General features: G+C 60.4%; 22 protein-coding genes. 12 read left to right on the top strand and 10 right to left on the bottom strand.

Annotated elements, in window-relative coordinates:
• Positions 1-116: 116 nt before the first annotated feature.
• From ASE98_RS12550 to ASE98_RS12540, 3 genes are all read right to left on the bottom strand, one after another.
• Positions 117-2,018: a PhoX family protein gene (locus tag ASE98_RS12550; protein WP_060541677.1), complete on the bottom strand. Its 1,902-nt coding sequence runs from the start codon at positions 2,016-2,018 to the stop codon at positions 117-119.
• Positions 2,019-2,085: 67 nt separating this feature from the next.
• Complete coding sequence (locus ASE98_RS12545) at positions 2,086-2,850, bottom strand: TOBE domain-containing protein (protein ID WP_060541676.1); 765 nt, start codon at positions 2,848-2,850, stop codon at positions 2,086-2,088.
• A gap of 61 nt (positions 2,851-2,911) precedes the next feature.
• The gene (locus tag ASE98_RS12540) at positions 2,912-3,652 is read right to left on the bottom strand and encodes a ComF family protein (protein ID WP_060541675.1); all 741 of its coding nucleotides are present in this window, start codon (positions 3,650-3,652) and stop codon (positions 2,912-2,914) included.
• Positions 3,653-3,744: 92 nt separating this feature from the next.
• Between ASE98_RS12540 and bioB the strand changes: the two genes are divergently transcribed.
• The 10 genes from bioB (at position 3,745) to ASE98_RS12490 (ending at position 16,346) form a co-directional block, all read left to right on the top strand.
• Positions 3,745-4,800: a biotin synthase BioB gene (gene bioB / locus ASE98_RS12535; RefSeq protein WP_060541674.1), complete on the top strand. Its 1,056-nt coding sequence runs from the start codon at positions 3,745-3,747 to the stop codon at positions 4,798-4,800.
• A gap of 173 nt (positions 4,801-4,973) precedes the next feature.
• Positions 4,974-6,152 (top strand): 8-amino-7-oxononanoate synthase, encoded by a 1,179-nt coding sequence (bioF, locus tag ASE98_RS12530; RefSeq protein ID WP_060541673.1) that lies wholly within the window; start codon positions 4,974-4,976, stop codon positions 6,150-6,152.
• On the top strand, positions 6,145-6,876 hold the full coding sequence (locus ASE98_RS12525) for an alpha/beta fold hydrolase (protein WP_060541672.1): 732 nt from the start codon (positions 6,145-6,147) through the stop codon (positions 6,874-6,876). Before bioF ends, ASE98_RS12525 begins: the two co-directional genes overlap by 8 nt.
• Positions 6,869-7,681: a malonyl-ACP O-methyltransferase BioC gene (bioC, locus tag ASE98_RS12520; protein WP_060541671.1), complete on the top strand. Its 813-nt coding sequence runs from the start codon at positions 6,869-6,871 to the stop codon at positions 7,679-7,681. The genes ASE98_RS12525 and bioC overlap by 8 nt, the downstream gene beginning before the upstream one ends.
• Positions 7,678-8,358 carry a dethiobiotin synthase gene (bioD, locus tag ASE98_RS12515; protein WP_060541670.1) on the top strand — a complete coding sequence of 227 codons (681 nt, stop codon included), beginning with the start codon at positions 7,678-7,680 and terminating at the stop codon, positions 8,356-8,358. Before bioC ends, bioD begins: the two co-directional genes overlap by 4 nt.
• Before the next feature lie 107 nt (positions 8,359-8,465).
• A complete protein-coding gene (locus tag ASE98_RS12510) occupies positions 8,466-8,762 on the top strand; it encodes a hypothetical protein (RefSeq protein WP_060541669.1) in 297 nt (98 codons plus the stop codon).
• Between the two features lie 279 nt (positions 8,763-9,041).
• Positions 9,042-10,847, top strand: coding sequence for a phenylacyl-CoA dehydrogenase (locus ASE98_RS12505; RefSeq protein ID WP_060541668.1), 1,806 nt, complete (start codon positions 9,042-9,044; stop codon positions 10,845-10,847).
• Between the two features lie 240 nt (positions 10,848-11,087).
• Positions 11,088-12,380, top strand: a complete 1,293-nt coding sequence (locus ASE98_RS12500) for a GGDEF domain-containing protein (protein ID WP_060541667.1) — start codon at positions 11,088-11,090, stop codon at positions 12,378-12,380.
• Positions 12,381-12,466: 86 nt separating this feature from the next.
• Positions 12,467-14,263, top strand: a complete 1,797-nt coding sequence (locus tag ASE98_RS12495) for an acyl-CoA dehydrogenase C-terminal domain-containing protein (protein WP_060541666.1) — start codon at positions 12,467-12,469, stop codon at positions 14,261-14,263.
• A 304-nt stretch (positions 14,264-14,567) separates the two neighbouring features.
• Entirely contained in the window at positions 14,568-16,346 is a 1,779-nt protein-coding gene (locus tag ASE98_RS12490) for an acyl-CoA dehydrogenase C-terminal domain-containing protein (protein ID WP_060541665.1), read from the top strand.
• Between the two features lie 227 nt (positions 16,347-16,573).
• Here the strand turns inward: ASE98_RS12490 and ASE98_RS12485 are convergent, their stop codons facing one another.
• Complete coding sequence (locus ASE98_RS12485; RefSeq protein ID WP_060541664.1) at positions 16,574-17,503, bottom strand: LysR family transcriptional regulator; 930 nt, start codon at positions 17,501-17,503, stop codon at positions 16,574-16,576.
• A gap of 169 nt (positions 17,504-17,672) precedes the next feature.
• Here ASE98_RS12485 and ASE98_RS12480 point away from each other — a divergent pair, with 169 nt between their 5' ends.
• Positions 17,673-18,956, top strand: coding sequence for an aspartate aminotransferase family protein (locus ASE98_RS12480; protein ID WP_060541663.1), 1,284 nt, complete (start codon positions 17,673-17,675; stop codon positions 18,954-18,956).
• Positions 18,957-19,144: 188 nt separating this feature from the next.
• Entirely contained in the window at positions 19,145-19,303 is a 159-nt protein-coding gene (locus ASE98_RS25815; protein WP_007947822.1) for a YqaE/Pmp3 family membrane protein, read from the top strand.
• A 107-nt stretch (positions 19,304-19,410) separates the two neighbouring features.
• Here ASE98_RS25815 and ASE98_RS12475 read toward each other — a convergent pair whose 3' ends face one another.
• The 6 genes from ASE98_RS12475 to pqqA all read right to left on the bottom strand — a co-directional run bounded on the left by ASE98_RS12475 (position 19,411) and on the right by pqqA (position 24,601).
• Positions 19,411-21,270, bottom strand: coding sequence for a S9 family peptidase (locus tag ASE98_RS12475; protein ID WP_060541662.1), 1,860 nt, complete (start codon positions 21,268-21,270; stop codon positions 19,411-19,413).
• On the bottom strand, positions 21,236-22,408 hold the full coding sequence (pqqE, locus tag ASE98_RS12470) for a pyrroloquinoline quinone biosynthesis protein PqqE (protein WP_060541661.1): 1,173 nt from the start codon (positions 22,406-22,408) through the stop codon (positions 21,236-21,238). The genes ASE98_RS12475 and pqqE overlap by 35 nt, the downstream gene beginning before the upstream one ends.
• The gene (pqqD, locus tag ASE98_RS12465; RefSeq protein WP_008051583.1) at positions 22,380-22,655 is read right to left on the bottom strand and encodes a pyrroloquinoline quinone biosynthesis peptide chaperone PqqD; all 276 of its coding nucleotides are present in this window, start codon (positions 22,653-22,655) and stop codon (positions 22,380-22,382) included. The genes pqqE and pqqD overlap by 29 nt, the downstream gene beginning before the upstream one ends.
• Positions 22,652-23,404, bottom strand: coding sequence for a pyrroloquinoline-quinone synthase PqqC (gene pqqC / locus ASE98_RS12460; protein WP_060541660.1), 753 nt, complete (start codon positions 23,402-23,404; stop codon positions 22,652-22,654). The genes pqqD and pqqC overlap by 4 nt, the downstream gene beginning before the upstream one ends.
• A gap of 129 nt (positions 23,405-23,533) precedes the next feature.
• Entirely contained in the window at positions 23,534-24,445 is a 912-nt protein-coding gene (gene pqqB / locus ASE98_RS12455) for a pyrroloquinoline quinone biosynthesis protein PqqB (protein ID WP_060541659.1), read from the bottom strand.
• Between the two features lie 81 nt (positions 24,446-24,526).
• Positions 24,527-24,601 (bottom strand): pyrroloquinoline quinone precursor peptide PqqA, encoded by a 75-nt coding sequence (pqqA, locus tag ASE98_RS25810; RefSeq protein ID WP_003422658.1) that lies wholly within the window; start codon positions 24,599-24,601, stop codon positions 24,527-24,529.
• Positions 24,602-24,622: the final 21 nt, after the last annotated feature.

The raw sequence follows: 24,622 nt of genomic DNA, 5'->3' as shown, positions 1-24,622 counted from the left end.
AGGAGGGGCGAAATCTCCCACGGTCTGTACTGCGTCAACAGTCAGAATCGAGCCTTGTCCCTCCTCCTCCCTTCAAGTCCTACCATACAAGCGAGCCTGCTCGCGATGAGGGCCGATCAGGCGCCGACGATCCCGCCATCTTCGCGAGTAATTGCAATCACCGAAGAGCGCGGCTTGCCATTCGGCAAGTGCTCAGGGAAGGTTGAACCACCGTTTTCCCCGGGATGCTGAATCCCGACAAACAAGGTTTTCTGGTCCGCAGAAAAGCTGATCCCGGTCACTTCACACCCCACGGGCCCGACCATGAAGCGACGAATCTCGCCGGTCACCGGGTCGGCACAGAGCATCTGGTTATTGCCCATGCCGGCAAAGTCCCCGGCATTGCTCGAATCGCCATCAGTCAGGATCCACAACCGCCCGGCCTTGTCGAAGCCCAGTCCGTCCGGGCTGTTGAACATGTTCTGTGGCGTGATGTTCGACGATCCGCCTTTTGCGGTGCCGGCGTGAACCCCCGGGTTACCGGCGACGACGAACAGGTCCCAGGCAAAGGTTTTTGAGCCGTGATCGTCACGCTCGGTGCGCCAGCGCAGAATCTGCCCGTAGACGTTTTTCTCCCGCGGATTAGGTCCGCCCACCGGCTGGCCGTCTTCCCCGCGTTTCGCGTTGTTGGTCAGCGTGCAGTAGACCTGGCCATCCTTGGGGCTGACCACGATCCATTCCGGACGGTCCATGCGCGTGGCCTTGACTACGCTGGCCGCGAGCCGCGCGTGAATCAGCACTTGGGCCTGGTCGGCAAAGCCGCTGCTGGCGTCGATACCGTTTTTGCCGTGGGTCAGCTCGATCCATTCACCCTGACCTTTCGGGTGGTCGGCATTGCCGTCGCCAGCGTCGAAGCGCGCCACGTACAGGGTGCCGTGGTCCAGCAGGTCGCGGTTGGCCTTGGGGTTCTTGTGGTCGATCTTGTCGCGGCTGACGAACTTGTAGATGAACTCGCCGCGCTCATCGTCGCCCATGTACACCACGGCATGACCGTCGCCGGTCTCGGCCAGGGCGGCGTTTTCATGTTTGAAACGGCCCAGGGCCGTGCGCTTGACCGGGGTCGATTGCGGATCGAACGGGTCGATTTCCACCACCCAGCCATGACGGTTCAGTTCGTTGGGATTCTTCGCCATGTCGAATCGTTCGTCGTGCTGGTGCCAGTTGATCTCTTTGCTGGTGACCACCACTGCGTAGCGTTTCTGCGCGGCGTCGAATTTCTGCTCGGCATTGCTGCTGCCGAAGCAGTCGGTGAAGTTCTCCTCGCAGGTCAGGTATGTGCCCCACGGTGTCTTGCCGTTGGCGCAGTTCTGGAAGGTGCCGAGAACGTTCTTGCCCTGTGGGTCGGCGCTGGTTTTCAGCAGCTCATGACCGGCAGCAGGACCGCTCAGGCTGATCGGCGCATTGCCATGAATCCGGCGGTTGTAGCGTGAGCCCTGGACGAAGTGCCATTGGCCGTCCTTGCGCTGCACCTCGATCACCGACACACCTTCACAGGCCAGCGCTTTGCGCACTTCTTCGGCCGATTGCGGCATGCCGCCGTGGGGGTAGAGGTAGCGGTAGTTGGTGTATTCGTTGTTGATGGCCATCAGCGCCCGGTCGTTTTCACCGGGAAACTCGAAAAGGCTCATGCCGTCGTTGTTGTCACCGAACTGCAGTTCCTGGTGTTCGGCGCTGCCGTTGCCGCTCGGGTCGAAGGCCGGACCGTCCTTGTGCAGCGGCTGGCCCCAACTGATCAATACCGAAGACTTGTAACCCGGCGGCAGGGTGATGGTGTCGCTGGTGGCGGCGGCAATACTTTCAAATCCCAACAACTGGCTGTTGCCGGCGCTGACACTGGCGGCCAGTACGCTGCGGCTCAGCAGGTTGCCACCGAGGAACATCGCGGCACCGCAAAGGGCTCCCGCGCTGATGAAGCCGCGACGGCTGAGACCGACCATGTTTTCGAGGTCGGTGGCTTGGTTTTCTTCTAATAGGCTCATTTCAGGCTCCCTGCGGTCAGAGCAGTCACCTTAATGATCGAGGATGAAACTTTTGTTGCAGTAGTGTTTACAGCGGCGTGCCCAGCAAAACCATGGAGGGTGAAAACTCCACACGCACCGGTTTGCCCATGCCAAGCCCCTGAGCTTCAAGATGTTCTGGCTCAGCCAGGGCACAGAGTGTCAGGCCACCGGGCAGGGTGATGCGCACTTCGCTGGGGCCATCTTCGGCATCGAGTATTTTCTCGATGATTCCTCTCAAGCAGTTGCTTGCGCAGGTTTCGCGGGTGTCGAGCGCCAGTACGTCGAGCCAGCCGGCCTTGATCAAGGCCACGACTTCGGTACCGATCTGCAATTCCAGGCGTTCGGTACTGTCGTGAGTGATCTGGGCATTGATGATCAAGCCCTCGGCGATTTGCAGGCGAATCAGATCGTTACGCCCATGGGAATCGATCGCCACGACCTTGCCATGTAACTGATTGCGCGCACTGGTTCGCAGCATCAAGCGTCCCAGCAGATCGAGGTCGCTCGCGTCTTCAGCCGCTTCCAGTACCTGGGCCTGCAGCGCTTGCAGTTTCTGATACAAGCGCAACACGCGCTCACCCTCGCTGGACAGCTTCGCCCCGCCACCGCCCTTGCCGCCGACCACCCGTTCCACCAATGGTTTCTGCGCCAGGTTGTTCAGCTCATCAATGGCATCCCAGGCTGCCTTGTAACTCAGGCCGGCGCTTTTTGCGGCGCGGGTGATCGAGCCCTGTTCGGCAATGTGCTGCAGCAGGGCAATGCGCTGCGGGCGGCGGACAATGTGCTGGGACAACAAGGTAGGCAAGGACATGGCAAAACGCTTTGGCTGTGGCGATGGGGGGACGTTGGCGGCTCAGGGCGCGGGAGTCAAGTCAGGGCGACTCGCCAGGCTTGGGGGTACGAGCCAGGCAATAGACATCGACCCGCGCCGCGCCAGCATCCACCAACAGACGAGCCAGCGCTTGTGTCGTGGCGCCGGTAGTCAGCACGTCGTCGACCAGGGCCAGGTGTTTGCCTTTGACGGTGGCGTTGGCTGCCAGGGCGAAAGCGTTGCGCAGGTTTTTATGCCGGGCATCGGCATTCAGTTCCTGTTGTGCGTCGGTGTCCTGTGTTCGCAAGAGCAGCTGTTCGTCACAAGCAAGGTCGAGACCGGCGCCGAGCCACCGAGCCAGCATCGCAGCCTGGTTGAAACCCCGTTGGCGCAGGCGCCGCTTGGCCAGAGGCACGGGCACCAATGCGTCGGGGCGGTCCAGGCCATTATCGAAGTTATGCTGCACCGATTGCGCGAGCAGTTCGGCGAGCAGACGGCCGAAGGGCCATTTCGCACTGTGCTTGAAACGAGTGATCAGGCTGTCGATCGGAAAGTTGTAGGTCCAGGGTGCAATAACTCGTTCGAAAGCTGGCGGATGCTTCAGGCATTGACCGCAGTACAAGCCTGCGCCAGGCAGGGGCAGGGCACAGGTCTGGCACTGATCGCCGAGCCAAGGCAATTCTGTTTCGCAGGCCGTGCAGATAGGGATGATGTCGTCGGCGGGCTCATCGCAGAGTAAACAGGATTGTTTGTTTTTTAACCAGATGTAAACCGGTCCATCGTATCGTGGTTGACAGCGCATCACTCTTCCTTAAATATGCCGAAACATTTGTGAAGCAACTGCGGGTCTCCATGACCCAGTCGCCTGCCAAGCATAATTCAAAGGAAACACCCATGAGCGCCAGCACCACTGCAACCCTGCGTCATGACTGGTCTTTGGCCGAAGTCAAAGCACTCTTCGTTCAACCGTTCAATGACCTGTTGTTCCAGGCGCAGACGGTGCACCGCGCACATTTCGACGCCAACCGCGTCCAGGTGTCGACCCTTCTGTCGATCAAGACCGGCGCCTGCCCGGAAGATTGCAAATATTGTCCGCAGTCCGGTCACTACAACACCGGTCTGGAAAAAGAGAAGCTGATGGAAGTGCAGAAGGTCCTCGAAGAGGCTGCGCGCGCCAAGGCCATCGGTTCCACCCGTTTCTGCATGGGCGCAGCGTGGAAACACCCTTCGGCCAAAGACATGCCGTACGTGTTGAAGATGGTCGAGGGCGTAAAAGCCCTTGGTCTGGAAACCTGCATGACCCTCGGTCGCCTCGATCAGGAGCAGACCGAAGCCCTGGCACAGGCCGGCCTTGACTACTACAACCACAACCTCGATACCTCGCCGGAGTTCTACGGCAGCATCATCACTACCCGCACCTACAGCGAGCGCCTGCAAACCCTGGCCTATGTGCGTGATTCGGGGATGAAGATCTGCTCCGGCGGTATCCTCGGCATGGGCGAGTCTCTCGACGACCGCGCCAATCTGCTGATCCAGTTGGCCAACCTGCCGGAGCACCCGGAGTCGGTACCGATCAACATGCTGGTGAAAGTCGCCGGCACGCCGCTGGAAAATGCCGACGATGTCGATCCGTTCGATTTCATCCGCATGCTCGCCGTTGCCCGGATCCTGATGCCAAAATCCCACGTGCGTCTGTCCGCCGGCCGCGAAGCCATGAATGAGCAGATGCAGGCCCTGGCGTTCTTCGCCGGCGCCAACTCGATTTTCTACGGGGAAAAACTGCTGACCACCGCCAACCCGCAGGCCGACAAGGACATGCAACTGTTCTCGCGCCTGGGAATCCTGCCGGAAGCCCGCGAAGAGCATGCCGACGAAGTGCATCAGGCAGCGATCGAACAGGCGCTGGTGGAGCACAAGAACAGCGAGCAGTTCTACAACGCGGCTGTTTGAAGCTTCTGATGATACCGCTGATGGAATGCATCCCTCCTGTGGGAGCGGGCTTGCTCGCGAAGACGGACTGACATCCAGCAACGATGTCGACTGGCCTGACGCTTTCGCGAGCAAGCCCGCTCCCACCGGGAGGGGCGTGTTCTGATTTATGTGAATTGATCCACGAGGCCTGCATGTCTTTCGATCTCGCCGCACGCCTTGCTGCCCGCCGTGCCGAAAACCTCTATCGCCAGCGCCCCCTGCTCGAAAGCCCGCAAGGGCCGCAAGTGGTGGTCGATGGTCAATCCTTGCTGGCGTTCTGTAATAACGACTACCTGGGCCTGGCCAATCACCCGCAAGTGATCGAAGCCTGGCGCGCCGGCGCTTCGAAATGGGGTGTGGGCGGCGGCGCTTCGCATCTGGTCATCGGTCATAGCGGCCCGCATCACGCCCTGGAAGAAGCCTTGGCCGACCTGACCGGTCGCCCGCGTGCCCTGCTGTTCACCACCGGCTACATGGCCAACCTCGGGGCGGTGACGGCGCTGGTGGGGCAGGGAGATACGGTGCTCGAAGACCGGCTCAATCATGCCTCGTTGCTGGACGCCGGGTTGTTGTCCGGTGCGCGGTTCAACCGTTATCTGCACAACGACGCCACCAGCCTGGCCAAGCGCCTGGAGAAAGCCACCGGCAATACGCTGGTGGTCACCGATGGCGTGTTCAGCATGGACGGCGACCTCGCCGATTTGCCGGCGCTGGCTCGGGAAACCAAGGCCAAAGGCGCATGGCTGATGGTCGACGATGCCCACGGTTTTGGTCCGCTGGGTGCCACCGGTGGCGGCAGCGTCGAGCATTTCGGCCTGAGCCAGGAAGACGTGCCGGTCCTGGTCGGCACACTCGGCAAGGCGTTCGGTACGGCGGGGGCTTTTGTAGCGGGCAGCGACGAGTTGATAGAGAGCCTGATCCAGTTCGCCCGGCCCTACATCTACACCACCAGCCAGCCACCGGCACTGGCCTGTGCGACGCTGAAAAGTCTGGAACTGCTGCGTAGCGAACACTGGCGGCGCGAGCATTTGCAGACGCTGATCCGCCAGTTCCGCCGGGGTGCCGAACAGATTGGCCTGGAGCTCATGGACAGCTTCACGCCGATTCAGCCGATCATGATCGGCGACGCCGGTCGTGCGGTGCGCTTGTCGCAAATGCTGCGCGAGCGAGGCTTGATGGTCACGGCGATTCGTCCGCCCACCGTGCCCGCTGGCAGCGCACGCCTGCGGGTCACCCTGACCGCAGCCCACAGCGAGGCGCAGGTACAGCTATTGTTAGAAGGATTGGCCGACTGTTTCCAACAACTTGATCCGGAGCCGGGCCATGCGTGATCGACTGATTCTACTGCCCGGCTGGGGCCTCGGCGTTTCGCCGCTGGAACCCTTGGCCGCCGCGTTGCAAGGCCTGGATGAACGCCTGCGGGTGGAGATCGAGCCGTTGCCGGAGTTGGAGTCTAGCGATCTTGAAGAATGGCTCGATGAACTCGACTCCAATTTGCCTCAGGATGCCTGGCTCGGCGGCTGGTCTCTGGGCGGTATGCTCGCGTCCGCGCTCGCAGCCCGTCGCGGCGATCGCTGCTGTGGTTTGCTGACGCTGGCCAGTAACGCCGCATTTGTCGCCAGTGACCAATGGCCGAGCGCAATGGCTGGCGAAACCTTCGATGCGTTTCTTGCCGGTTGTGCGGCCGATTCGCGACTGACGCTCAAGCGCTTTTCACTGCTCTGCGCCCAAGGCGCCGAAGATCCCCGCGGCTTGTCGCGGCTATTGCTCGGCGGGGCGCCCCATACCACGGCCGCCGTGTTGCTGAGCGGCCTGGAGCTGCTCGCACAACTGGACACACGCCAGGCCTTGCAGGCTTTTCGCGGCCCGCAACTGCATTTGTTCGCCGGCGTCGATGCACTGGTGCCGGCCGAAGCGGCAAGCGATCTGCTGGCGTTGTTGCCAGACGTTGAAATCGGTCTGATCGAACAGGCCAGCCACGCATTTCTTCTGGAAGACCCCCACGGTGTGGCGGGGGCTATCCAGGCCTTTTTGCACGAGTGCGGCGATGACTGATCTGTCCCTTTCCCATCAGCCCGGTGGCTTGCCCGACAAGCGTCAGGTAGCGGCTTCGTTTTCCCGCGCGGCGGTGAGCTATGACAGCGTCGCCCAATTGCAGCGTGACGTAGGCAGCCAGTTGTTGAGTCGTTTGCCGGAGGATTTTTTTCCGCGACGCTGGCTGGACCTGGGCTGCGGCACCGGTCATTTCAGCCGTGCCCTGGGTTCGCGTTTTTCTACCGGTCACGGGGTGGCACTGGACATTGCCGAGGGCATGCTCAACCACGCCAGGCCATTAGGCGGCGCAGCGGATTTCATTGCCGGTGATGCCGAGTGTTTGCCGTTGCAGGATTCGACTTGCGATTTGATCTACTCCAGCCTGGCGGTGCAGTGGTGCGAAGATTTCGCGTCGGTGCTCAGCGAGGCTCATCGGGTACTCAAACCGGGGGGGATTTTCGCGTTTGCTAGTCTATGCGTAGGCACATTGTGTGAGTTGCGTGATAGTTGGAGTAAGGTCGATGGCATGGTGCACGTCAACCGCTTCCGCGAGTTCGCTGTTTATCAACAGCTGTGTGCGGACAGTGGCTTGCGGGCGATCAGCCTGCAGACCCGTCCACATGTATTGCATTACCCGGATGTGCGCAGCCTGACCCATGAGCTCAAGGCGCTGGGAGCACATAATCTGAATCCTGGTCGGCCGGGTGGTCTGACCGGCAGGGCGCGGATTTTGGGTTTGGTTGAAGCGTATGAGCAGTTTCGTCAGGCCCATGGACTGCCGGCGACTTATCAAGTGGTGTACGCCGTACTGGAGAAGCCCTTATGAGCGCAGCCTATTTCATTACCGGTACGGACACCGATGTCGGTAAAACCACCGTAGCTGCAGGTCTGTTACATGCCGCGCGTTCGGCGGGCATGAGCACGGCAGCGGGCAAACCGGTTGCTTCCGGCTGCGACGTGACGCCCAAGGGCTTGCGTAACTCCGACGCCCTGGCGCTTTTAGCCGAGTGCTCGCTACCGCTGACTTATGCACAGGTCAATCCGTTGGCGTTCGAACCGGCCATTGCCCCGCATCTGGCGGCGCGCGAGGCCGGCGTGGCACTGACGGTGCAGTCATTGTTGGTACCGATGCGGCAGATTCTCGACATGCAGGCGGATTTCACCTTGATCGAAGGTGCCGGCGGCTGGCGTGTGCCGCTGGCGGATCAGGACAATGTATCCGACCTGGCCATAGCCCTGGATCTGCCGGTGATTCTGGTGGTCGGAGTGCGACTGGGGTGTATCAATCATGCCTTGCTGACTGCCGAGGCGATTGCCCGGGACGGTCTGCAATTGGCGGGTTGGGTGGCCAATATCATCGATCCGAAGACCTCGCGCCTGGAAGAAAACCTCGCGACGCTTGCCGAACGGATTCCGGCACCGTGCCTGGGCCGGGTGCCGAAACTCAAGACAGTCTCGGCCGAAGCGGTGGCCGAGCACTTGCAACTGGATCTGCTGGACTAGCTTTTGCCTATGACAAGGCATAGTGCCATTAGTGTTTTTGACGGGTGTTTTGCAAGCGGCTCTGCTTCAATGGTCACTGTTGATCCTTCACCAGGACGAACTCTCCCATGGAAATCTCAGGTAACAGCGCTTTTTATGCCGGTCTGAGCACTCTTCAGGCAGGCCAGAATCGTGTCGATCAAGCTGCCGGGCAGATCGCCAGTCATTCAATCGAACGCTCGGTCAGCAGCCAGTCCTCTGAGGCCCAGATCGATCGCCTGCAGTCGGTCGATCGCAGCCAGCGGTCGGACCTGACCAGTAATCTGGTGGAAATGGACCAGGGCCAATCCCAGGTCGAGCTGGGCGCCAGAGTCGCCAAGGCGTCCGATGAAGTGCTTGGAACCTTGATCGATACTTTCGCCTGACGCTTCACTGAACCCGCGCCCCTGAAACGCCGCGTTTGTTCGCGGCGTTTTTCTGCGTAAGTCGTTCTTCCTCAACTAATCTTTTCTACACGGCAGATAGCGATGCAAGGCGCCTGCCGCGTTGTTGCGTGCCTGGCTGAGTGGATATCGTGACCAGCGGCAAAAGAACGACGCTTGACAAGATTTCGGCGTAAACGTATGTTTCAAACAACTGTTTGATCGTAGCGACAAATCGCCGCGGTCGTTCATCCCCGGTTACATCAGCAGAGGTTTTTCGCTATGCCTGACTACAAGGCCCCCTTGCGTGATATTCGCTTCGTTCGTGACGAACTGCTCGGTTACGAAGCGCACTATCAGAGCCTTCCGGCTTGCGCAGACGCAACTCCGGACATGGTTGACGCCATTCTCGAAGAAGGCGCCAAGTTTTGTGAGCAGGTGCTGGCTCCGCTGAACCGCGTGGGTGACACTGAAGGCTGCACCTGGAGCGAGTCCGGCGTTAAGACGCCGACCGGTTTCAAAGAGGCCTACAAGCAATTCGTTGAAGGCGGCTGGCCAAGCCTGGCCCACGACGTAGAACACGGCGGCCAAGGCTTGCCGGAGTCGCTGGGTCTGGCAGTCAGCGAAATGGTTGGCGAGTCCAACTGGTCGTGGGGCATGTACCCAGGCCTGTCGCACGGCGCGATGAACACCATCTCCGAGCACGGCACCCCGCAACAGCAAGACGCTTACCTGACCAAACTGGTTTCCGGCGAATGGACCGGCACCATGTGCCTGACCGAACCGCACTGCGGCACCGATCTGGGCATGCTGCGTACCAAGGCCGAACCTCAGGCTGACGGTTCCTACAAAGTTTCCGGCACCAAGATCTTCATCTCTGCCGGTGAACACGACATGGCCGACAACATCGTCCACATCGTACTGGCCCGCCTGCCGGATGCACCGGCCGGCACCAAAGGCATTTCCCTGTTCATCGTTCCGAAATTCATGCCCAACGCTGATGGTTCGATCGGTGAGCGTAACGCGGTGTCCTGTGGTTCCCTGGAACACAAGATGGGCATCCACGGCAACGCCACTTGCGTGATGAACTTCGACGCGGCCACCGGTTTCCTGATTGGCCCGGCGAACAAAGGCCTGAACTGCATGTTCACCTTCATGAACACCGCACGTCTGGGTACCGCACTGCAAGGTCTGGCCCACGCCGAGATCGGCTTCCAGGGCGGCTTGAAATACGCTCGTGATCGCCTGCAAATGCGCTCGCTGACTGGCCCGAAAGCGCCGGACAAAGCCGCTGACCCGATCATCGTGCACCCTGATGTACGTCGCATGCTGTTGACCATGAAGGCATTCGCCGAAGGCAACCGCGCGATGGTGTACTTCACCGCCAAACAGGTCGACATCGTCAAGTACGGCGTGGACGAAGAAGAGAAGAAGAAAGCCGACGCTCTGTTGGCGTTCATGACTCCGATCGCCAAAGCCTTCATGACCGAAGTCGGTTTCGAATCGGCCAACCACGGCGTGCAGATCTACGGCGGCCACGGCTTCATCGCCGAGTGGGGCATGGAGCAGAACGTTCGCGACAGCCGCATTTCGATGCTGTACGAAGGCACCACCGGTATCCAGGCACTCGACCTGTTGGGCCGTAAAGTGCTGATGACTCAAGGCGAGGCGTTGAAAGGCTTCACCAAGATCGTCCACAAGTTCTGCCAGACCAACGAAGGCAACGAAGCCGTTCAGGAATTCGTCGCGCCGCTGGCTGCACTGAACAAAGAGTGGGGCGAGCTGACCATGAAGGTCGGTATGGCCGCCATGAAAGACCGCGAAGAAGTCGGCGCGGCTTCCGTGGACTACCTGATGTACTCCGGTTACGCCTGCCTGGCCTACTTCTGGGCTGACATGGCGCGCCTGGCTGCGGAAAAACTGGCTGCCGGCACTTCCGAAGAGGCGTTCTACTCCGCCAAGCTGCAGACTGCGCGCTTCTACTTCCAGCGCATCCTGCCGCGTACCCGCACTCACGTTGCAACCATGCTGTCGGGCGCCAACAACCTGATGGACATGAAAGAAGAGAACTTCGACCTGGGCTACTAAGTCCCGGCGAGGTTGTACAGGAAACCGCTGGTCCTTCGGGGTCAGCGGTTTTTTTGTATGCGAAAGCCTAGAACCAGCCCTCGCTGGTGTCTCGCCCTTGCATGACGGGCGCCCCGCTTGTCGGCAGTGAGGCTTTTTTTTTGCAAATACCGCAGTATTTCACTCAGTAACTTGAGGGTTCTGCCGTTACAGTAGTTGGCACATTGCCATCTATTGAATCGACGGGTCGGAGCTTTACCCTTGCCACGTTCTTCCGCTGTACGTTTCAGTCATTTCCTGCCGTCACTGCTGCTGTTACTGGCGGGGCTCGCGGCTGCGTACATCAAGGACCTGAACGTCTTCTTCACTTCACTGTTCAACGTGCTGCCAACCCTTGTGCTGCTGCTCGGCGGCGCCTACTGCGCGGTTTACCGACGTCAGCGTGAGTTGTTTCTGATGGCCACGGTGTACATCGCCTACTTTCTGCTCGACACCCAGACCGACTATTACCGCGACAACGGCAAGGTTCGCGACGACGCCGCCGTGGTCTTTCATTTGTGTTGTCTGCTGCTGCCGTTGATGTTTGGCGTGTTCGCGGCATGGCAGGAACGCACCCATCTGTTTCAGGATATGGTGGCGCGCTTTGCGGTGTTGCTGGCTGTCGGCAGCGTTGCGCTGGGCCTTGAGCAAAGTTACCCGCATGCGCTGTTGATCTGGCTGTCGGAGATTCGCTGGCCGGCGTTGCACGGTGCATGGATGAGCCTGATTCAGCTGTCTTACCCGGTATTCATTGCCGCTTTTCTGCTGCTGACCTACCAGTACTGGCGTAACCCGAGGCCGCTGCATGCCGCGCAACTGGTGGGCTTGCTCGGGCTGTTCTGGATGTTGCCGAAAACCTTCATCCTGCCGTTTACCCTGAACATCATGTGCAGCCAGGTGATGCTGATGATCGCTGCGGCCGTGGCCCACGAGGCCTATCAGATGGCATTTCGCGACGAGCTGACCGGGCTGCCGGGTCGTCGGGCGCTGAATGAGCGTATGCAGCGGCTGGGACGCAACTATGTGCTGGCCATGAGCGACGTCGACCATTTCAAGAAATTCAACGACACCCACGGCCACGACGTCGGCGATCAGGTGCTGCGCCTGGTCGCCAGCAAACTGTCGAAAATCGGCGGCGGCGGGAAGGCGTATCGCTATGGCGGCGAGGAATTTGCACTGGTGTTTGCTGGCAAGACCCTCGAAGAGTGTATGCCGCACCTGGAAGTGATCCGGGAATCCATCGCTACCTACAACATCCAGTTGCGTAATCAGGACAACCGTCCCCAGGATGATAGTCAGGGGCGCCAGCGTCGCTCCGGTTCGGGTGCTTCGAGCGTGTCGGTAACGGTCAGTATCGGCGTAGCCGAACGGATCGATCAGCGCACCCCGGAAGAGGTGCTCAAGTCCGCAGACCAGGCCCTCTACAGTGCCAAGGGCGCCGGGCGTAACTGTGTGATGGCGTTCGGTCAGAACCGCCGTGGCGCGGTGCGCATGGACGCCGCTACGGTTCAGTGATGATGGCGCATTCAGGGTCTGCACTGTGATTGTCGGGTGTGGCCGCCGGCAGTAGGTTGATTCAATCTGCTGACGGAGAAATGACCATGCCTGAGTACAAAGCTCCCTTGCGCGACATGCGCTTTCTGATCGACCACGTCTTCGATTTTCATGGCAACTATGCGGCGCTGGGGGCTACCGACGCCAGCCCGGACATGGTCAATGCGATCCTGGAAGAAGGGGCGAAATTCTGCGAAAACGTCCTGTCGCCACTCAACCGCAGCGGCGACGAAGAGGGCTGCCATTTCGACAAGGGCGTGGTCACGACGCCTGCAGGTTTCAAGCAGGCGTTCGCCCAATACGTCGAGGGCGGCTGGCATGGCCTGGCGGCGGATCCGGCCTACGGTGGCCAGGGCTTGCCGAGCTCCCTGGGCCTGGTCATCAGCGAGATGGTCGGTTCGAGCAACACCTCCTGGGGCATGTACCCGGGCCTGACCCATGGTGCGATGTCGGCGATCCATGCCCACGGCACCGAGGAACAGAAACAGACCTATTTGAACAAGCTCACCGCCGGCCAATGGACCGGCACCATGTGCCTGACCGAAGCCCATTGCGGCACTGATCTGGGCATCATCAAGAGCCGTGCCGTACCTGCGGCCGATGGCAGTTACGCGATCTACGGCAGCAAGATTTTCATCTCCGCCGGCGAGCACGACCTGAGTGACAACATCATTCACCTGGTGCTGGCGAAACTGCCGGACGCTCCGGCCGGGACCAAGGGCATTTCGCTGTTCATCGTGCCGAAGTTCCTGCCTGATGCCGGGGGAGAGGCGGGCGAGCGCAATGGTGTTTCCTGCGGCTCGATCGAACATAAAATGGGTATCAAGGCCTCCGCCACCTGCGTGCTCAACTTCGACGGTGCCAAGGGCTTCCTGATCGGTGAACCGAACAAGGGCCTGAACTGCATGTTCACCATGATGAACCACGCCCGGCTGGGTACCGGCATGCAGGGCCTTTGTTTGGGCGAGGCGAGTTTCCAGGGCGCGATCAAGTATGCCAACGAGCGCTTGCAGATGCGTTCGCTGACGGGCGCGAAAGCCCCGGAAAAAGCGGCCGACCCGATCATCGTGCATCCCGATGTGCGGCGCATGCTGCTGACCATGAAGGCCTTCAATGAAGGCAACCGCGCGTTGACTTACTTCACCGCGCAACTGCTGGACGTGGCGCACCGAAGCCCCGATGAAACGGCGCGTCAGGATGCTGAAGACCTGCTGGCGTTCCTCACGCCGATCTGCAAGGCCTTCATGACCGACACGGGCCTGGAGGTGACCAACCACGGGATGCAAGTGTTTGGTGGCCATGGCTTCATTCGCGAATGGGGCATGGAACAACTGGTTCGCGACTGCCGGATCGCGCCGATCTACGAAGGTACCAACGGCATTCAGGCGCTCGACCTGCTTGGGCGCAAAGTCCTCGGCAGCCAGGGCAAACTGTTGCGCGGCTTTACCAGAATCGTCCATAAATTCTGCCTGGCCAACGCCGCCCATCCGCAGCTGGCCAGCTATGTGGCGCAGCTCGATGAGCTGAATCGGCAGTGGGGTGAGTTGACTGGCAAAGTCGGCATGGCCGCCATGAAAAACCCTGACGAAGTCGGTGCCGCGTCGGTGGATTACCTGATGTACAGCGGTTACATCATCCTCGGCTATCTGTGGCTGCGCATGGCACTGGTGGCTCAGGCCCAACTCGATGCTGGCAGCGGCGAAGCCGATTTCTGCCGGGGCAAACTGGCGACCAGCGAGTTTTACTTCAAGCGACTGCTGCCGCGCACCGCCGCTCATCGGGCGGCAATCGAGGCGGGCAGTGATTGCCTGATGCAGTTGCCGGCGGAGTTATTTGCGCTGTAACGATGCCATCTGTCCGGTACTTGTAGGAGCGAGCATGCTCGCGAAGAACCAGAGAACGCCGCGGGAATTTTGAATGCCCGCGTTATCGTTACGACCCTCGCGAGCATGCTCGCTCCTACAATTGTCTGCGTTGTTGGAAACCCGCGATACAGCGGGTTTTTTTATGACCTGATAGTCAGTGACCAATCATTACAAATTGGTCACGGGCTGACCCTATGTGTCTGAAAAGTTGTTGGGTTACACTCGGACCCAACGCAAAAAACAACTCCTGTGAATCACCTGTTTAGATCTTGTGAGGTTTGCCATGGCTGACTACAAAGCGCCCCTGCGCGATATGCGCTTCGTCCTCAATGAAGTTTTCGAGGTCGCCAAACTCTGGGCCCAGTTGCCTGCTCTGGCCGAGACTGTCGATGCAGAAACTGTCGAAGCCATTCTCGAAGAAGCCGGCAAGGTCACCAGCAAAAGCATCGCGCCCCTGAGCCGTGGGGCTGACGAAGAAGGTTGCCATTGGGCGGACGGTGCGGTCACCACGCCGGCAGGTTTCCCACAGGCCTATCAGACCTATGCTGAAGGCGGCTGGGTGGGTGTGGGTGGCGATCCGGAGTTCGGTGGCATGGGCATGCCCAAGGCTGTTTCGGCCCAGGTCGAAGAGATGGTCAACTCCGCCAGCCTGTCGTTCGGTTTGTACCCGATGCTGACCGCCGGTGCCTGTCTGTCGATCAACGCTCACGCCAGTGAAGAACTGAAAGCGGCCTATCTGCCGAACATGTACGCCGGTGTCTGGGCCGGTTCCATGTGCCTGACCGAACCGCACGCCGGTACCGACCTGGGCATCATCCGCACCAAGGCCGAGCCTCAGGCCGACGGATCCTACAAAGTCAGCGGCACCAAGATCTTCATCACCGGTGGCGAACACGACCTGACCGAAAACATCATCCACCTGGTACTGGCCAAGTTGCCGGACGCACCGGCGGGTCCGAAAGGTATCTCGCTGTTCCTGGTGCCCAAGTTCATGGTCAATGCCGATGGCAGCCTGGGCGCACGCAACCCGGCGAACTGCGGCTCTATTGAACACAAGATGGGCATCCAGGCGTCCGCGACCTGCGTGATGAACTTCGACGAAGCCGTGGGTTACCTGGTCGGCGAGCCGAACAAGGGCCTGGCGGCCATGTTCACCATGATGAACTACGAGCGTCTGGGCGTCGGTATCCAGGGCCTGGCCACTGGCGAACGTTCCTACCAGAACGCTGTGGAATACGCCCGTGATCGTCTGCAAAGCCGTTCGCCGACCGGCGCGCAGAACAAAGACAAGGTGGCAGACCCGATCATCGTCCACCCGGACGTGCGTCGCATGCTGTTGACCATGAAAGCCTCGAACGAAGGCGGTCGTGCTTTTTCCACCTATGTGGCGATGCAACTGGACACCGCCAAGTTCAGCGAAGACGCCACGACCCGCAAGCGCGCGGAAGATCTGGTTGCGCTGCTGACCCCGGTAGCCAAGGCATTCCTGACCGACCTCGGTCTGGAAACCACCGTTCATGGCCAGCAGGTTTTCGGCGGCCATGGTTACATCCGTGAGTGGGGCCAGGAGCAGCTGGTGCGCGATGTGCGCATTACCCAGATCTACGAAGGCACCAACGGCATTCAGGCGCTGGACCTGGTCGGGCGCAAGATCGTCGGCACCGGTGGCGCGTTCTACAACCTGTTCGCGGACGAAATCCGTCACTTCACATCGACCGCCAGTGCGGACCTCGCGGAGTTCACCAAGCCGCTGAACGACGCAGTGACCACCCTCGACGAACTGACCGCCTGGCTGCTGGACCGAGTGAAAAACAACCCGAATGAAATCGGCGCGGCGTCGGTCGAGTATCTGCAGGTATTCGGTTACGTGTCGTACGCCTACATGTGGGCACTGATGGCCAAGGCCGCCATCGGCAAAGAAGCCGAGGACGATTTCTACGCCAGCAAAATGGGCACGGCACGCTTCTATTTCGCCCGTCTGCTGCCGCGCATTCATTCGTTGAGTGCATCGGTGAAGGCCGGTAGCGAGTCCCTGTTCCTGCTGGATGCAGGACAATTCTGATGTTGTAACGGCATGTAAGCATTCTCTTACATGCCGTGCTGCTGTTCTCCCATAGAAGCAAATTGGATCCAGGGCTAATCTACTTGCCATGGACGTAGCGCAGGAAGCGCAAAGCAACAACACGGACACGTAGGATTCTGCCAGGACGGTGGAGCGAAAAGGATGTCAGGGAAACAGTCTGCAAAGCCCCGCTTCGGCGGGGTTTTCTTTTGGCCGCGAAAAAGTTCTCAGCTCAATCCATCTATAGCCTGTGCGCTGTTCAAGCGCTCATCCTGAGCCTTCATCACTTCTTCCAGCACCGTGCGCAGCAAGGCCAGAGAGGCCTGTTGCCGTTGCACATCGCGACACACCAAACCGACTTTCAGTGGCACTCGCGGTTCGCTCAGGGGCTTCCACAGCAGTTCATCGGTGCCGTGGGTCTTGTGTGAGCGCCCGGGCAGTACGGTCGCCAGTCGCGTGTTGGGCAAGCTGTCGAGAATCCCCGCCATGTTGTTCAGTTCCGCTTGCACCTGCGGGCGGCGTCCCAGGTTTGCCAGTTGGGCCTGCCAGATCTGCCTGATCTGAAACTCTTCACCCAGCAACAACATCGGCAGCTCGGCGGCCTGACGGATGGACACTTTCTTGAAGTCGCGCAACGGATGCTCCGCCGGGATGACCAGGGTCAGTTCATCCTCATACAGCATCACGCCATGCAGGCCCGGCTGACGGGGCGGCAGGTAGCCGATGCCGATGTCCAGCGAGCCATTGAGCAGCCGGCGCTCGATTTCCAGCCCCGTCAGCTCGTAAATCTGCACCACCAGATGCGGCTGCGCCTGGCGCACGCGCTCAAGCATTTGCGGCACGAGGTTGGAGTGGACGGTCTGCAATACACCGATGGCCAGGGTGCGCAGCGCCTGCCCCTTGAAGTTGCCGAGGGCTTCGCGCGCACGCTGCAAGCCATCAAGCAGGGGCTGGGCGTGGTTGTACAGCGTATGGGCCGCGAGGGTCGGCAACAGGCGTTTGCTGCTGCGCTCGAACAGGCTCACATCGAGGTTCTGTTCGAGGTGGCGGATTTGTTGCGACAGCGCCGGCTGGGAGATTGACAGGCGTTCTGCGGCCCGGCCGACATGACCTTCTTCATACACCGCGACGAAATAACGCAGTTGCTTAAAATCCATAACTAATACTTATCGAAAATGCTCGGAAATCGAAATGGCTCTACGCCTTGGCTGAGCCTAGTCTAACTGTATTCACAAGGCTTACAGGGCCACAGAGCGCGATGAATACTGTTTGTTTCGATGGCATTTGCATAGGTAACGCAAAAAACCTCTTGGGAGGTTTTTGCCAATGAATCTATTCAGTCTACGCCGTAGCACGCCCAGCCTTGATGACCTGGTCATGGGCGCCGCCGCGCCATCCCAAAGCGATAGTCTATCCACTGAATACCTGATGCCGAGTGTCGAACGGCCGGCCCAGGTTTTTACGCGCGGCCAGGGTTCCTGGTTGTGGGACAGTGATGACCGCGCCTATCTGGACTTCTCCCAGAGCGGTGGCGCCAACAGCCTGGGCCATAGCCCCTCGGCATTGGTCAACGCGATCACGGCGCAGGCCCAATCGCTGATCAACCCGGGTTTTGGATTACATAACCGTGGCATGCTCAGCCTCGCTGAAAGACTGTGTGCCAGTACCGGCAGCGATCAGGCGTACCTGCTCAACACGGGCAGCGAAGCCTGTGAAGCGGCGATCAAACTGGCGCGCAAATGGGGTCAACAGCATCGAGGCGGCGCTTCGCGGATCATCGTGGCCAATAACGGCTGTCATGGCCGTAGCCTGGCGACTATTTCGGCGTCGGACAGTTCGACACTGACCAACCGCTTCGAACCGCAACTGCCAGGTTTCAGCCACGTGCCGTTCAATGACCTGCCGGCACTGCATGCCGCCGTGGATCAGCGGACCGTGGCGATCATGCTTGAGCCGATCCAGAGTGAAGCGGGAGTCATCCCTGCCACCGCGCATTACCTCAAGGGGGTCGAGCGGTTGTGTCGCGAACTCGGCATCCTGTTGATCCTCGACGAAGTGCAAACCGGCATCGGTCGTTGCGGCACTTTGCTTGCCGAACAATCCTACGGCGTGCGGGCAGATATCGTCGTGCTCGGCAAAGGCCTGGGCGGTGGGGTGCCAGTGGCCGCTTTGCTGGCGCGGGGCAAAGCCTGTTGCTTCGACATGGGTGAAATGACCGGGACCCACCACGGCAATGCACTGATGAACGCAGCGGCACTCGCGGTGCTCGAGAGCGTGCAGGACAAGGGATTGCTCAAGCACGTGGGAGAAACCGGCCAGTATCTGAGCGAAGGCCTGCGGCGTTTGTCCTGGCGCTACGGACACGGCGAATTGCGCGGGCAAGGGCTGCTCTGGGGGCTTACGTTATCTGACGATTCGGCCGCTGCCGTGGTCAATGCCGCACTACAGGAAGGCCTGCTGCTCAATGCCCCGCAAACCGACTGCCTGCGCTTCACCCCCGCGCTGACCGTCAGCAAGGCCAGCATCGACGAAATGCTCCTGCGCCTGACGCGCGCCTTCTCCCGCGTGCGCACCGCGCAATTGCACTGCCGCAAAGGGATTGCCGTCTGATCGCAGGCGTCCCTCAACTCATTCCAGAACCGTCTCGCGGTATAACGCACGCCCCATGCCTGATTCTTTTGGCGTGGGGCGTTTTTTTTCGCCGGGTTTTCCCCGGGATGCTTTACTGAACCCTGACGAACGGTAGCGGTCGATTAACTGTAGGGTTTTAGAAGCCCACCTCAACCAGGAGCAAGCCCATGGATTTTGTTCGAATCATCATTGCCATTCTGTTGCCGCCATTGGGCGTGTTTCTGCAGGTCGGATTCGGCGGGGCGTTCTGGCTGAATATCCTGCTGACACTGTGCGGTTATATTCCGGGGATCGTGCATGCGGTTTACATCATCGCCAAGCGTTGAGTGACACGTTGTCAGGTAACCAGCCCTCGCCAGCAGGCCCGCATTGGAAGTGCGTCGCTCACAAAACCTTGTGGGAGCGAGCCTGCTCGCGATGGGGGCGCTAAATTTCAAGCACTTTGCCCTGAACTCAGCCCCCCCTGATCCATCACCCGCCGATAAAACAGCCACTCCTGCTCCAGCGCATGGGCCTGGTTACCCGCCTTGCGAAAGCCGTGACGTTCGTCGGCGTAGTAGTGCGCTTCAACCAGTACGCCGTTGTCTTGCAACGCCGTGACCATGTCGCGGGTCTGTTGCGGGACGACCACGGCGTCCAGTTCCCCTTGAAAGAATATGACCGGCACGCTGATGTTGCTCGCATGCAGTAGTGGCGTACGGGCGGCGTAGCGCTCGGCATCCTGCACGGGATCGCCAATCAGCCAATCCAGATAATCGCCCTCGAACTTGTGGGTCGCCCGTCCGAGGGCCACAGGGTCACTGACACCGTAAAGGCTGGCGCCGGCGCGGAACACCTTGTGGAATGCCAGCGCGCAAAGGGTGGTGTACCCGCCGGCACTGCCGCCGCGAATGAATGCCTTGTCGCGGTCGATCAATCCGCGCTTGGCGAGATAGTCGACCACCGCGCACGCATCCTCTACGTCAACATCGCCCCAGCTCAGATGCAGGGCCTGGCGATAAGCCCGGCCATAACCACTGCTGCCGCGATAGTTGAGGTCGGCTACGGCGAACCCCCTTTGTGCCCAGAACTGGATGCGTGGATCGAGCATCGGGTAGCACGCCGAAGTCGGACCGCCGTGGATGAACACCACAAGTGGAGGTTTCGCCTCACCGGTCATCGCCGGGTAGAAGAAGCCGTGGGCTTCACCGGAGCCGCTGGGGTAGCGCAAGGTCCGCGGGCGGCTGATTTGCTCGGCAGGCAACGGTGCAATGCCACCGGCCAGGACCTTTACCTGTCGGGTCTGGCGGTCGATGGCGATCACCGCCGTGGCGCTGACGGGCGAAGCGGCGATGCAGTAAATGAACTGCTTATCCACAGCGAGATGACGGAAGCGACTGTAGTCGCCGGTGAAGTCTTCGCTGCTGGCGCCACACAAGCCCAGCCGGCCAAAGCCGCCGTCGGTCCAGCTGGCCAGATAGGTGTCTCCGTCCAGCGGCAGCCAGGTGCAGCCGCCCAGTTGCCAGGGCGCGGGGCCATGATCGGCGGGGGCACTGGGCAACGGGCTCAAGCCTACGGCCGATTCCACCCATGGCTGCCAGAATCCGCCGCGATCGGTCAGGCAAAACAGGCGGCCATCTGTATCAAACCGCGGTTGTTGCAGGGACTCCTGTGCGCTGTTGCCAGCGACGCAACGGGGGTTGGCATAACGGCCGTCGCCCTGGCGTTCGGCAACCATCAGGCGGGTCGCGGTCCAGGGTTGATCCGGTTTGCTCCACTCGATCCAGGCCAGACGTCGGGCATCAGGGCTCAGGGTCGGCGCCGCGTAGAAGTCGGCGCCTTCGGCGAGCAGATGACGCACGCCATCGGTGAGATCGATCGCCACCAGTCGGTGCCGGTCGCGATGTTCTTCAACGGCCAGCACCTGATTATTGGCAAATTGCAGATCACCGTAACGGCATTCCCCGGACGTCAGCAGCTCAGGTGTTTCGCCTTGCAGTGATTGGCGGTACAGCTGTTGATCCGCTTCGTTGACGAAAACGATGCCAGTGTCGGTCAGGCAAAACGCCCCGCCGCCGTATTCGTACACCCGACTGCGCACACTGAAACCCGGGGGTGTCAGGCAGGTCGCCGCATTGTTGTGCCAGTGCCAGTGCCAGTGCCAGATCCGGCACGCAGCGTCTGCGGGCCGATATTCGTTCCAGAACAAGCCATGCGCACCAACCTGCAGTTCGGTGAAATCGATGCCAGCCGCAACGGCTTTGGCGGCACTCAAGGGTTCAGCTTTTGGCGATGAGGCGTGAGTTTCGTTCATTGCGAAAGGCCAGTTGTTCGATGGTCCGGGTGGCGTGCTCGGCTTCTTCGCGAGCCTTGAGGATCACGCCGTGATGGTGTGACTTGCTGCATACCGGGTCGGCATTGCTCGCATCACCGGTGAGCATGAATGCCTGGCAGCGGCAGCCGCCGAAATCTTTTTCTTTCTCGTCGCAGGAGCGGCACGGCTCGGGCATCCAGTCGTAGCCACGAAAGCGGTTGAAGCCGAACGAGTCGTACCAGATGTGCTGCATGCTGTGGTCGCGCACGTTGGGAAACTGTACCGGCATCTGCCGGGCACCGTGACAGGGCAGGGCGGTTCCGTCCGGCGTGACCGTGAGAAAAATACTGCCCCAGCCATTCATGCAGGCTTTCGGTCGTTCTTCGTAGTAGTCCGGCGTGACGAAAATCAGCTTGCACGGATGCCCTTGGGCTTGCAGCCTGGCGCGGTATTCGTTGGTGATGCGCTCGGCCCGCACCAGTTGTTCCCGGGTCGGCAACAGCCCGACTCGATTGAGTTGCGCCCAGCCGTAGAACTGGCAGGTGGCGAGCTCGACGAAGTCCGCTTCAAGGGCAATGCACAACTCGATGATGCGGTCGATCTGGTCAATGTTGTGTCGATGGGTGACGAAGTTCAGCACCATCGGATAGCCGTGGGCTTTCACGGCGCGGGCCATTTCCAGTTTCTGCGCGAAGGCTTTTTTCGACCCGGCCAACAGGTTATTCACTTGCTCGTCGCTGGCCTGGAAACTGATCTGGATGTGGTCCAGACCGGCCTTTTTGAAATCACTGATTTTCTGCTCGGTGAGACCGATGCCGGAGGTGATCAGGTTGGTGTAGAACCCCAGTTTGCGCGCTTCAGAAATCAGCTCGGCGAGGTCCTGGCGCACCAGCGGTTCACCACCGGAAAAGCCCAGTTGTGCGGCGCCCATCTCGCGGGCTTCGCGAAATACCTTGATCCATTGCTCGGTGCTCAGTTCCTCGCCTTGCTTGGCGAAGTCCAGTGGATTGGAGCAGTACGGACATTGCAGCGGGCAGCGATACGTCAGCTCGGCGAGCAGCCACAGCGGCAGGCCGACTTCGGGTGTGGGCGGTACTTGCACCGATGAATCAGGCAAGTTCGATCCAGTGCTGCGCACGGGCAACCTCCATGAATTGCTCGATGTCGTCACCGAGTTCGGGCACGCCGGGGAACTGCTGGTCGAGTTCGGCAATGATCGCCGCGACATCGCGCTCGCCGTCGATCAATCCGCCGATCAGCGCGGCGCTTTCGTTGAGTTTGATCATGCCTTCCGGGTACAGCAGCACATGGCCTTTTTGCGCCGGTTCGTACTGAAAGCGGTAGCCGGGACGCCAGGTCGGGGTCTTGCTGCGGTCGAAACTCATAAGGTGATTCCTTTGTGCCAGACCCGTTGCCCGGTCACGCTGTGATACGGCGGGCGTTTCAGTTCGTAGGCCATGCTCATGGCATCGAGCATGCTCCAAAGAATGTCCAGTTTGAACTGGAGAATTTCCAGCATGCGCTCCTGGCCTTCCCGTGTCGTGTAGTGCTGCAGGGTGATCGCCAGCCCGTGCTCGACATCGCGCCGCGCCTGGCCCAGGCGAGTGCGGAAATACTCGTAGCCGGCCGGGTCGATCCAGGGGTAATGCTGTGGCCAGCTGTCCAGGCGCGACTGGTGGATCTGCGGCGCGAACAGTTCGGTCAGCGAGCTGCTGGCGGCTTCCTGCCAACTGGCCCTGCGGGCGAAATTGACGTAGGCGTCCACGGCGAAACGCACACCGGGCAACACCAGTTCCTGGGAGCGCAACTGATCCGGGTCGAGACCGACAGCCTGGCCCAGGCGCAGCCAGGCTTCGATGCCGCCGTCTTCGCCCGGGGCGCCGTCATGGTCGAGCAGGCGCTGGATCCACTCGCGGCGGATCTCGCGGTCCGGGCAGTTGGCCAGGATGGCCGCGTCTTTGAGCGGAATGTTCACCTGGTAGTAGAAGCGGTTGGCAACCCAGCCCTGGATCTGCTCACGGGTTGCCCTGCCTTCATACATCGCCACGTGATAGGGGTGATGGATGTGGTAGTAGGCGCCCTTGGCGCGCAGGGCGGCTTCGAATTCGCTGGGGGACATTGGGATGTCGGTCATTGCGGTTCTCCGGGGAACAACCGTTGAAATCGTTGGTGTCTGGTCGGACGTTTTCGCGAGCAAGCCCGCTCCCACATTGGAATGCGATCTCCTTTGTGGGAGCTGGCTTGCCAGCGATGGGGGCATCCGCTACAGCACAATACTCATGCCGTCATACGCCACTTCAACATTGCGCCGATCCAGCTCCGCGCGCTCCGGTGAGTCTTCATCGAGAATCGGGTTGGTGTTGTTGATGTGGATAAGCACCTTGCGCTGTTCGGGCAACTGCTCCAGCACTTCGAGCATGCCGCCTGGACCATTCTGTGCCAGATGGCCCATCTCGCGACCGGTACGGGTGCCGACGCCACGGCGCTGCATTTCGTCGTCGTCCCACAAGGTGCCATCGACCAGCAGGCAGTCACTGCCGGCCATGATCTCCAGCAGTGATGCATCGACCTTGCCCAGGCCCGGCGCATAGAACAGTTTGCCGCCGGTGGACAAGTCCTCGACGATCAGGCCGATGTTGTCGCCCGGATGCGGGTCGAAGCGGTGTGGCGAGTAGGGCGGCGCTGCACTGCGCAAAGGCAGCGGGGTGAATCGCAGGTTCGGGCAGGCCGGGATGCTGAAGCTCTGGTCGAGCTCAATGCGGTTCCAGTTCAGCCCGCCGTTCCAGTGGTTCAGCATGGTGAACAGTGGAAAACCGCTGCTCAGATCCTCATGGACCATGTCGGTACACCAGACCTGATGCGGGCAACCTTCACGCAACATGAGCAGGCCGGTGGTGTGATCGATCTGGCTGTCCATGAGGATGATTGCGCCAATCCCGGTGTCGCGCAGGGCACGGCCCGGTTGCATCGGGGCGAAGCTCTGGAGCTGGGCGCGGATGTCCGGGGAGGCATTGCACAGCACCCAGTTCACGCCGTCATCGGAAATCGCGATGGAAGATTGTGTCCGCGCCTTGGCCCGCAGGCTGCCATCGCGAAAACCTGCGCAGTTCACGCAGTTGCAGTTCCACTGGGGGAAACCGCCGCCGGCAGCGGAACCTAGAATCTGGACAAACATGGGTGCTCCATCATTTCAACGCTGAAAATAAAACGCCTCGGATAACCGAGGCGTTGTGCTGCGGATCTGCCACGGCAGAGATCAGCGGCTTGCGAAGTACATGGTGACTTCGAAGCCGATACGCAGGTCGGTGTAAGCCGGTTTTGTCCAGGACATGGGTGACTCCTTCAGGGTGAT

Source organism: Pseudomonas sp. Leaf48, assembly GCF_001421885.1.
Lineage (GTDB): Bacteria > Pseudomonadota > Gammaproteobacteria > Pseudomonadales > Pseudomonadaceae > Aquipseudomonas.
Note: the sequence above shows the minus strand (reverse complement) of the source record. Positions and strands in the feature narration are given on the sequence as shown.